This is a genomic window from Actinoplanes subtropicus (assembly GCF_000721705.1).
GTDB classification, from domain to species: Bacteria; Actinomycetota; Actinomycetes; order Mycobacteriales; family Micromonosporaceae; genus Actinoplanes; species Actinoplanes subtropicus.
The window spans coordinates 1-732 of sequence record NZ_JOJL01000143.1 but is presented as its reverse complement, the minus strand read 5'-3'; the positions used below and the strand labels follow the sequence as shown (position 1 = coordinate 732).

At 65.6% G+C, this 732-nt stretch carries 2 pseudogenes; one reads left to right on the top strand and one right to left on the bottom strand.

The window, feature by feature from the left end:
- A pseudogene (locus IH26_RS0152550) lies at positions 1 to 251 on the bottom strand (hypothetical protein); the annotation flags it as partial.
- Positions 252 to 414: 163 nt separating this feature from the next.
- Between IH26_RS0152550 and IH26_RS59320 the strand changes: the two are divergent.
- Positions 415 to 633: pseudogene (locus IH26_RS59320) on the top strand (DUF4291 family protein); the annotation flags it as partial.
- Positions 634 to 732: the final 99 nt, after the last annotated feature.

Sequence of the window (732 nt, the reverse complement as noted above, 5' to 3'; positions counted from 1 at the left end):
ACCGGTAACGGTTCGACGCCGAGCAATGGCAGGTACAGCTCGTTGGCGTTCTCGCCCCAGCCGGTGGCCCACCACAGGTCGCCGACGGCGGCCAGCTCCCGGATCCAGCTACCGTGTGCCGCGCAGAAGCGCACCGGCTCTTCTCCCTCAAAGAGCACGCGTTCCTGATAACCGAGCGGACAGTGGGCAGCGGCGAAGGGACTGAGCACGCCGTCGAGATCCAGAAGAACAACCGGCGAAGGTCGATCCATGACGCCACCTTATGGAGGTCACCAAGGTTGAGCGAACGGTTTGTCGCCGGCGATCGGCGGCCGTCGGTGGTCGTGGCAATGCCGGCGCGAGCGCCGTCCGCGCGGCAGACCTCGGGTCGAATTTCGGTGGAATGCTTCGCCGACCTAGGCGAGGATCCACGGCGTGTCCGTTCCCGCCCGTCAGATCCGCGCCTGCTACACGGCCGACATCATCACCGTGTACCAGGCGTACTCGCCGCAGATCGCGGCGGCCGCCGTCGTCGCGGGCCGGTTCGTGGCGCCGTTCAAGCGTGACCGGATGACCTGGATCAAGCCGTCCTTCTTGTGGATGATGTACCGGTGCGGCTGGGCTACCAAGCCCGGCCAGGAACACGTCCTGGCGGGGGTGCGTTTCTTCCTGAGTGACCTGCTCGATGAGCATCGATGTCGACCCGTTGCAGCACTCGATGGCCGGTTGGTATGGGTTGGTTGACCGGTTTGC